Raw genomic sequence first — 6,215 nt, 5'->3', positions numbered from 1 at the left:
GTTCTATATGGAAACGACGGATGATATCGAGACCGAATGCGTGGAACGTGCCGATCCACATCGCTGCAGCAGCCTCCGGCCGCTTGCGGGCGATCCGCTCCGCCATCTCGCCCGCCGCCTTGTTCGAGAAGGTCAGAAGCAAGATGCGCCGCGGATCGACGCCCTCGTCCAGAACGCCTTCGACGCGAGCGATCAACGTCTGCGTCTTGCCAGTGCCAGGACCCGCCTCAAGCAGATAGGCTTCGCCGCGATGTGCCGCGGCCGAAGCTTGCAGCGAATTCAGCGGCCGCTCGACATGCGTCGTGGCTGTCGCGGGAGGCACCGGCGGCAGCAGCAAGGCGTCGAACAGCTGTTGCGCGACGATCTCGAACGGCGCGCCGATTTTCGCGGCAATGGCGGACGCGGAGAGCCCTTCGTCAATATGAAGTGCGCGCGCCAGGGTTCGCGGTAGCAGCAGCTCGCGCGCAAACAGGTCCATCTGGACCTCACGGCGTTGCCTACGGCCATAGTCGACAACCCGATCCATTCCAACCGGCGACGGCTCTGCGGCGCGGCTGGGATCAATCGTCGGTACCGGCTCGCCCTCAGGATCGTCGCCGAGCTCGACGTGACCAATCTCGTGCGCGACCAGGAAGGCTTGCTCGAACGGTGAACCGCCACTCTCGTGAAGGATCAGATCGTCGGCGGCGACGAAGGTCGCACGGCCGCCATTGAGGATGGCTGCCCCAGCTGCCGTCCGTTCGACATCAATCCCGCGTCGCTTGGCCTCGGCGATAGCAAAGTCATAGGGCGACCAGGGATCGGCGCCGGAAGCAACCAGGCGAGCATGAAGCGCTGCGGCGACTTGCCTGGCGAGCTCCACGCTGTCCATATCAATCCGCCTCTGCCAACAACCGGGCGCGCTTCTCTGCCGGGACGCCTGCGTCGATCAGCACCTGCTCGAACGTGACCTGCCCGCCAATCGCCGGCTTGCCGTCGGCCTTGTAGCTGCGCCCGGCGGCCAGCTGCGCGGGACCCCAGGACAATTCCAACTGTGTGATCGAACTGCTCACCGCCTCGGCCAACCTTCCGAGAAACCGTCGCGGGATACTGATGAAGGAGATCCGTCGCTCGCGCAGCGCGGTCACGACCTGCCGGGGCACGTCAAGACGCTGGGCGACGGCACGCCAATCGGCGACCGTAAGCGCCGCGAAGGGGTCCGTCAGCGGCGCCGGCATGGCCGCCGCGTGCTGCGACCAGGCAGCGTCGAGGAGGGCCTGATCGGCAGCGGTCAGCGGCGGGTCATCGTCGTAGACTTCGCGGCTAAGCTCGCGCGACAGGTCAACGAGCTCTTGGGCATATTCCGGGTAAAGCCGCAAATAGCGCTCCAAGGTTGACCGGCCAGGCTCGCTCTCGACCGCGAACGCGTCGAGCACAGACTCGCGGGCTGGACGTTCTCCTGCGGGACTCACCGCTCTTCTCCATCAGCCATGGCAGCCCGCAGGGCGGCGAAGGCTTTGTCGCGATAAGTTCGGACGGTCTTTTCGGAGCGGCCCAGGGCCCTGGTGATGGTCATGACGTCCGGCTCCTTTGAGTCGATGGGGAAGCCCTGTCTCAGCATGTGAATGATCCTGCTTTGTTCTATCGGTAGAGCCGCAATCGCCGCATCTAGGCGCAACCGGTAAGCCGGATCGTCTAAATCCGACAAGGCGAACGGGTCGTGAACCCCGGCAGCCGCCTCGACTTCCGGTGACAGCTCACCGCTTTCTTCGTCATATTCGAGTGGTCGGGAACGATTCTCGTCGCGCCAGGCCTGCTCCTGGGCATCGCGCCGCAGGCTAGCCAGCGCGCCGTCGAAACGCACCTCGAAGTAGTCGACCTTGTCGACATAGGCGGCGCGATCCGCCGACAGCAGCTCGACGAACCGGCTGAATACCTTGTCGCGCACGACCCCGCGCGTCAACGATTCCGTCTTGCCATCAGGGCTTTCCGCCCTGGACAAACTACGCATTACCCGTTCAATCAGGATCCGATAGAGGCGCTCAAACCACATCTCGTTGTTATCGCGACGGCTCGCGCGGATGAAATAGACGAGACATTCGCTGGGGACGTAGGCTGGGTCGGAGCGCTTCCTGATTTCAGCGTTGGCGATCAACTCGTCACGCGACAGGGCCGCCAGTTCGGCGATGAGCGCTTCTACCCTCTGGTCGCGCTTGTAGAGTTCGCCGCTGAGGCGTCGCTTGCGCAGCGGTGTTAGTGCCGCTTGGCGCATGCGCTGAGCGTCTGCCTCTTGCCCTGCGTCGGCAGCTCCCTCCAGCTGGTTCATCGCGCCGCCTCGCTTTCCATATCGCGCCTCTCGTTCAGACGCGTCTCGAGCGAGCGGATGCTGTCGAGCACCGCCTCAAATTCCGGAGGATCGCCGAAGATCATCCCTTTCATTGCTCTGTAATCGACGCGCAACTGTTCGATCATGGCGTCATGCGGTGCAAGCGCGAACGAGCCAGGCACGGCGCTCGCGAGATCGAAGTCCGGTCGATTGAAGAACATCCGGGCATGCGCGACGCAGTCCGCGCCGAGCGCGCTGTTAGCGATGGCGGCGTCGCCCACCGGCGTCGCGCCGAGTTGGTGCAGATCATAGTAGTGTCGAGACACGCGCTGGCCGCCCCCACGCAGCTCTCCGCGCTTGTCGAACCAGCGTCGCAGCCCGTGGAGGATGACGATCTTATCCCAGAAGGTGCGTTCAGGGTCGACCGTTCGCACGGCCGGCACGGTCAGGTCGAGCACCGGCAGATCATCATCGACATAGGGTTTGATCGGCACTTCGCTATTGGGGTCGAGCGCGGATTTCGCGCCAGACTCGATCTTGATCGCCGCTCGCACGTAATCCGATCGCGGCGTCGCCGCCGGATACCAGATCAGCAGCGTCTGCCCATCGGGATCGGCATCGTCGGCGTCCACGCGTCCCGCCCCGGTATCGAGGCCGGCGGCCTTGAGCCTTTCTTGTAGGATCAGAGTCAACTCAGCGCGTAGCGGGCCGTTGATGTAGGCTTGACAGGCGTCCTTGATCGCATCGAGGCGCGCCTTGCGTTTCTTACCACTCAGCGCGTCGAGCTCCTCGATGGTCGCCGGTTCGCCAATGTCGTCCCGAAACACCGTGACGTCGATATCCTCTGAGAAGCGGTTGATCAGACCGAAGCCTTTGGACAAGGAGGTTCCGCCCTTGAAAAGAAGGCGGGGTCCCCCCGCTTTCAGTCCATTGAACAAGGCATCCAGCGTCCAGCAGACCCAGAAGTCCTTTTCGATATTCTGGGATGCCGTGCCGAGGCGCAGCGCCGTCGTATCGAAGGCGCTTAACATCGTGTCCGACCCTGCCGCGAGGACCTCGTTGAAAGCCGCATTCATGTCTTCGCGGTCCGGGTTGCGCCGCGCTTGGCGGTTCGTGTCTTGTCGGCAGAGTGCGGTTTCGGCTTCCGTCGGCCGATGGCTGCGTGATCGTCGTCGCCGTCCCTCGTTCGTTGTCGCTGACGATCATGATCAGCATCGGCACCAGCATGATCATCATCACCGACATGCCAACCACCAACGCCAGCGTCGTTTTCGACAAGCGGCTTGAGAAACACCCACATCCAGGTTGGCAGCGCCGTCTTACCCGTAGTGATGTCAGCTTTCAGCGCTAGGCCCGCAACGGGATCTTCGAAGAGCTTGGCGAGCTTGCGCTTGACGTGATCACTCTCTCCTTCACGGACCAGGAGATCGCGGAGCCAGTGAAGCGCCTGGACGACGCGCATCGCCGGTCGCCCGGCCCAGAACAGCTTGCTGGCCGCGGTCGGACGGAAGGTGATCGTGACGTTACCGAGCTTGATCGCGCGACGGCGGGCGTCTGTGTGCACCACGATTTTTGCCGGGACGGCGTCGGTCAGGCCCAGATCGTTTGCTGCGGTCATGCCATCGACAAGCATCCGGGTTTGGTCGCGTCGACCAATGGCGTCGATGACCGAGCGCGGATCGGGCGGGTTGGTTTTTTGGGTGAGCTTGTTGAAGCCAGGCTGATCGTAGAGCCCGCGATCAATCCGCCTGAGGGTTTGCGCCTTCGTCAACCGCTGCAACGCCTTATCGACGGCGTCCCGCGAGGCGAGATCCATGAAATCACTGGGCGTCCACACCGTGCGCGGCGCGTCGGCACGGATGCGGTCAAGCATGGCTGTCTTCAGATCGGGCGAGTCGCTGCTCATGTCCGAAAATTGTAGACGTTTTTCGGACACTCAACAAGCAGCCTGTCCGAAACAAATATACAAATTTCGGACAGAGCCATCTCATCTCCGCTTACGACCGATCCGGTTGCCATTCGCTCATCTGCAAAATGTTTCCGCCGAGTTTTGCGAACGCGCGTTGGCGGCAGGAGAAAACGAGAATCTGCTGATCGTTTGATTGACGATGCAAAGCGTCGAACATGCGCTCGATGCGGTCGTCATCGGAATAAACCAAAGCGTCATCCAGGATAACCGGTGTGGGCCGGCCGTCGCGGGCAAGCAAACGGGCGAAGGCCAGACGGGTCAGAACCGAAAGCTGTTCTCGCATGCCGCCACTCAACCTATCGACATCCTCGTCCTGACCATTGCGGCGAATGGTCTGCGGCAACAGTGTGTTCTCGTCGAACACTATGGAGATGTCATCGAATAGCAATCCAAGCAACGGTCGCAGCTCGGACATGACCGGCTTCAGATAAAGATCGCGTGCCGTCGAGCGCGCAGCGACCAGCGTCGTGCGCAGCCGGTCGAGGACGGCTTTTTCGAGTTCGAAGCGTCTCGCTCGCTCTCCAGCGATTTCCAATTTTTCTGTGGCCTCGCGCAAAGCTTCTTCCACCGCGTCGTCGGACCGAGTGCGAATATGGCCATTGAGATCGGCCAGGGTTACACGCAACTGACTTGCTTCCTGGGTGGCGGCATCCTGAACCGAACGGGCGCGGCGCAGAACGGCTTCGGCGCTGGTGAGATCGTGAGCGCCGTCGCGCAGGGGAGCAGCGCGCATTTCGGCGGCTTCGCGCAGCTTTTGTCGTGCGGTGGCCTCGGTGAGCAGCAAGCGCTCCTTTTCCTCGCGCGCTGCATCGGGTCCCAATATGACCTCGAGGCTGGTTAGTTCCGCCTGGATGGTGACATAAGCCGTCTCCACGGCCATGACAGCCTGGTCAGCATGGCTGCGCAAAGGCAAGGCCTCGCGCACGCTGTTGCGTGTTGTCGCCACACGCTGCTCGGTTGCGGCATGATGCTGCCGGATCTGTTGCGGATCGACTTTGAGTTCGAGGTCCCCGGCCCCGAGGGCACTCAGAAGAGCAAGCTCCTCGTGCAATTGCTGTATCCCCTTAGGCGCGAGATCGGCAAGTCGCTGACGCGCCAAGCCCAGTTCGGTAGCCTTGTCGCGCGCTTCCACCAGGCGCTGGCGTGCCGTCCTGAGGCTGTCGACACCGAGGGACGCAAGCAGGCTGCGGTGCTTCGCTTCGGCGTCTTCGATGGTCCGGTCGGCCTGCTGCGGCCGATTCGATCGCAGGGTCAAGGCTCCGATGCCGGCAATATCCAGGCGCACGGTGCCAGCAAAGCTTTGGTCTTCTGCATGGGGCAAGGGCTTGGCATCGATCGTCACCAAATCGGCGGCGGCGGCCCGGTATTCCATGCATAGCGTCGGCAGGGTTGCCAGGTGAGCTGCACGAAGGCTGGCGATCTCGATTTCGAGCGCCTGCAGTTGCTCGACAGCCTGTTCCGGCACCGCCAGCATCGCCAGTGCTGCCTCTCCATCTTCGATCTGAGTTCTGGCGACTTCGGCTTGTTTCAACCGGTTGTCCGAGCCGGCCAGTTGTTCGGCAGCGTCACGCGCCAAAAGGGTCGCATCCAGCCGCGCGAGCAATTCGCGAGCTTCGCGCTCTTCCAGTTCAGCTACTTGAACCTCGGCCATCGCCTGTTCGTTTTCGGCGATGGCTGAAGCGCGACGATCGAGAACCTCAGTGCGGCGATGCTGCGCAATAATCGACTGCTGGCGCAAATCCGTGGCTCGTTTGAGCGCGGTCCGAAAACTATCGAGGGCCTGCTGCGCCGCGTCGTGGTGAATTGCGGCAAGGGCAGCTTCCGCCTCGGCGGCTTTCAAGGCTTCGCTGTGCGATTTGGCGGCCTCGACTGCGGCTTCCGCGGCCGAGATGGCTTCCCGCCGGGTGGCGCCTTCTTCGGGGTTTTCAAGCTCAGATAGAC

General features: G+C 62.6%; 6 protein-coding genes. All 6 read right to left on the bottom strand.

The window, feature by feature from the left end; translation table 11 throughout:
* Nucleotides 1-871: UvrD-helicase domain-containing protein (locus tag E5W87_RS21260; protein ID WP_292401798.1), on the bottom strand; the 871-nt coding region annotated here is incomplete at its 3' end.
* Nucleotide 872: 1 nt separating this feature from the next.
* A complete protein-coding gene (locus E5W87_RS21255) occupies nucleotides 873-1,451 on the bottom strand; it encodes a hypothetical protein (protein WP_367118852.1) in 579 nt (192 codons plus the stop codon).
* Complete coding sequence (locus tag E5W87_RS21250) at nucleotides 1,448-2,305, bottom strand: DNA-binding response regulator (protein WP_292401793.1); 858 nt, start codon at nucleotides 2,303-2,305, stop codon at nucleotides 1,448-1,450. Before E5W87_RS21250 ends, E5W87_RS21255 begins: the two co-directional genes overlap by 4 nt.
* On the bottom strand, nucleotides 2,302-3,381 hold the full coding sequence (locus tag E5W87_RS21245) for a nucleotidyl transferase AbiEii/AbiGii toxin family protein (RefSeq protein ID WP_292401791.1): 1,080 nt from the start codon (nucleotides 3,379-3,381) through the stop codon (nucleotides 2,302-2,304). Before E5W87_RS21245 ends, E5W87_RS21250 begins: the two co-directional genes overlap by 4 nt.
* Nucleotides 3,378-4,211: a DUF6088 family protein gene (locus E5W87_RS21240; RefSeq protein ID WP_292401800.1), complete on the bottom strand. Its 834-nt coding sequence runs from the start codon at nucleotides 4,209-4,211 to the stop codon at nucleotides 3,378-3,380. The genes E5W87_RS21245 and E5W87_RS21240 overlap by 4 nt, the downstream gene beginning before the upstream one ends.
* A gap of 91 nt (nucleotides 4,212-4,302) precedes the next feature.
* Nucleotides 4,303-6,215, bottom strand: a 1,913-nt coding sequence (locus E5W87_RS21235) for a DNA-binding protein (protein WP_292401788.1), incomplete at its 5' end; no start/stop codon positions are given.

This window comes from Mesorhizobium sp., assembly GCF_004962925.1.
Classification (GTDB): domain Bacteria; phylum Pseudomonadota; class Alphaproteobacteria; order Rhizobiales; family Rhizobiaceae; genus Mesorhizobium.
The sequence above is the reverse complement of the archived record's forward strand: the minus strand, read 5'-3'. Positions and strand labels throughout refer to the sequence as shown.

What these genes read in the sequence shown, in the direction of transcription:
- E5W87_RS21250 (WP_292401793.1), bottom strand. Translation starts at nt 2,305, where the DNA reads ATGAACCAGCTGGAGGGAGCTGCCGACGCAGGGCAAGAGGCAGACGCT.
- E5W87_RS21240 (WP_292401800.1), bottom strand. Translation starts at nt 4,211, where the DNA reads ATGAGCAGCGACTCGCCCGATCTGAAGACAGCCATGCTTGACCGCATC.
- E5W87_RS21245 (WP_292401791.1), bottom strand. Translation starts at nt 3,381, where the DNA reads ATGAATGCGGCTTTCAACGAGGTCCTCGCGGCAGGGTCGGACACGATG.